At 69.6% G+C, this 2,262-nt stretch carries 3 protein-coding genes; 2 read left to right on the top strand and 1 reads right to left on the bottom strand.

The annotated features are described in order from the left end of the window. Positions 1-230: 230 nt before the first annotated feature. Positions 231-482, bottom strand: a complete 252-nt coding sequence (locus tag FV229_RS26535; protein WP_147754770.1) for a hypothetical protein — start codon at positions 480-482, stop codon at positions 231-233. Positions 483-656: 174 nt separating this feature from the next. Between FV229_RS26535 and FV229_RS26540 the strand changes: the two genes are divergently transcribed. Continuing rightward, complete coding sequence (locus FV229_RS26540) at positions 657-1,388, top strand: autoinducer binding domain-containing protein (protein WP_147754771.1); 732 nt, start codon at positions 657-659, stop codon at positions 1,386-1,388. Between the two features lie 199 nt (positions 1,389-1,587). Then, positions 1,588-2,220: an acyl-homoserine-lactone synthase gene (locus FV229_RS26545; RefSeq protein WP_147754772.1), complete on the top strand. Its 633-nt coding sequence runs from the start codon at positions 1,588-1,590 to the stop codon at positions 2,218-2,220. Positions 2,221-2,262 lie beyond the last annotated feature (42 nt).

Consider the following 2,262-nt stretch of genomic DNA (forward strand, 5'->3'; position numbering starts at 1 on the left):
CTCGTCGCCGGCGCGGCCCCGAGCGCGAGCAGGGGCAAGGCGAGGTAGGCGATGGCGAGGTGGGGGGTGGCGAAGCGGGGAACGGAGAGGCGCGTATGCGGGCGAGCGGCCGCTCGGGACGGGATCGAAATTCTGAGCACGCAGGCCTCGAAGATATGGGACACGTCGTCCAGAGATCGTCCGCGCCCGTCCGGGGGCAAGCGGGCGCGAGGACGCGGGGCGTCGCGCCCTCAGGAATCGCGGCGGGTGTCGTCCTTCGCCTCGAGGTCCTTCAGCATGGCGATCACCGAGCGGCGGAGCTCCGCGTCGCCGATGGATTGGAACAGCCGCAGCAATTCGGCAGGGTCCGGATCGGAGGCCTGGACGCCGGTGCGCGGGCCGAGGAAGAACGCCGTGTCGACGCGAAGCAGTTCCGCGATCTTGCCCAGCAGGATCTGCGCCCGTTCGGATCGATCCGATCCGTCGTTCCGGCCGTCCTCCACGGTGGGCTCCTTACGCCACGGTCTCGTTATGCAACCTAGAATAAACTTACAGGACTCTATAAACAGGGCAGGATGGTGTCTGTCCAGCCGCCGGACGCGATATCCGTCGCGTCCGCGACCGGCGGGCGACGGCCGGCTCCGTCGTACGGCTCCTGCGAAAGGGCTGCGCAACGCATGATCACGAAGGCCCTCGACGTCACCTACGGCCTGTTCCAGGCCTTCGACCGGGCCGGCTCGGTCGACGCGTTGGACCGCACGCTGCTCGACGCGGTGTCCAAGCTCGGCGTCGAGAGCACGTTCGCCGGCATCATCCCGATCCCCGGCACCAGCCGTCGCGACCAGGCGGCCCACGTCCTGCTCGACAGCACGCCGCCCGGGTGGACCGAGCGCTACTTCAAGGCCGGCCACCTCTTCCGCGATCCGACCATCCGCCGCCTGACCGCCGACCTGACCCCGTTCCGCTGGTCCGACATCGAGCCGGCCTACCGCGCCGACGCCGCCGCCCGGCGGGTGATGGACGAGGCCGGCGACTTCCGCCTGCGCCAGGGCTTCACCGTGCCGCTGATCACCCTCGACGGGCGCGTCGCGGGGTTCAGCTTCGGTGCCGAGCGGTTCGACCCGTCGCCGGAGCTGCGCGGCATGCTGCAGCTCGTGGCGAGCTACGCCTTCGGCCGGTCGATCGCGCTCGGCGAAGGACCGCCGCGGCCGGAGGTCCGGCTGACCCCGCGCGAGCGCGAGGCCCTGCAATGGGCCGCCGACGGCAAGACCGAGTGGGAGATCGGCGAGCTGATGTCGATCTCCGAGCACGGCGCCGAGAAGCACCTGCGCTCGATCCGGACCAAGCTCGGCACCGCAAGCCGGACGCACGCGGTCGCGGAAGGGTTTCGTCGCGGGTTGCTGAAGTAGGCGCAGCAAGCCCTCGTATCGGATACCGGTTCCTCGAAAACGGCTGCCGGCGAGGTGGCGGGGCGGCCGACCGCAAACGCGGACGGGTTAATCAAATCCAGTCAAGCTGCGCCAATTTTAAGTGCAGAATAGTACGCGAACGCGTACTTTCGGAGAAATACTTAGGAACGATACTGACGGCCAATCAATGGAGGCCGTCTTGATCCATATCGTCACCCCTGAGAACGTCGATCGTTACCGCGATGCCATGGAACAGGCCTATCGCCTGCGGCACCAAGTCTTCGTCGAAGAGAAGGGCTGGCACGACCTCGCCAAGCCCGACGGACGCGAGATCGACCAGTTCGACGACGGCCACGCCGTCCACATGCTGGCGATGCAGGAGGACCGCGTCGTCGGCTACCAGCGCATGCTGCCGACTACCCGCCCCTACCTGCTCACCGAGGTGCTGCCGGAGCTCTGCGAGGTCGAGGCGCCGCGCAGCGCCCGGGTGTGGGAGTGGACCCGCTACGCCGTGCAGCGGGACGTGCGCGACCGCGGCCGCATCCTGAGCCCGGTCGGCAGCGCGCTGCTCGCCGGCATCGTCGAGTGGGGCCTGGAGAGCGGCATCGAGTCGATCGTCATCGAGATGAACCCGCTCTGGCTGCTGCGCCTCGTGCAGCTGCATTTCCGGGTGACGCCCCTCGGCCTGCCCTGCCGGATCGCCGGCGAGGACACCCTCGCCGTGGTCGCGGCCTTCGACGTGCGCACGCTCCGGCGCCTGCGCGAGACCCGGGGCGACGCCGCCTCCGTGCTCACCGCCCGGCCCGCCCTGCCCCAGCGCCTGGCCAGCTGAGACCCGTCCGCTCCGGCGGCGTGGCCGCCGGACCCCCGACAG

It is taken from the genome of Methylobacterium sp. WL120 (assembly GCF_008039465.1).
In the GTDB taxonomy this organism is placed as follows: Bacteria; Pseudomonadota; Alphaproteobacteria; order Rhizobiales; family Beijerinckiaceae; genus Methylobacterium; species Methylobacterium cerastii.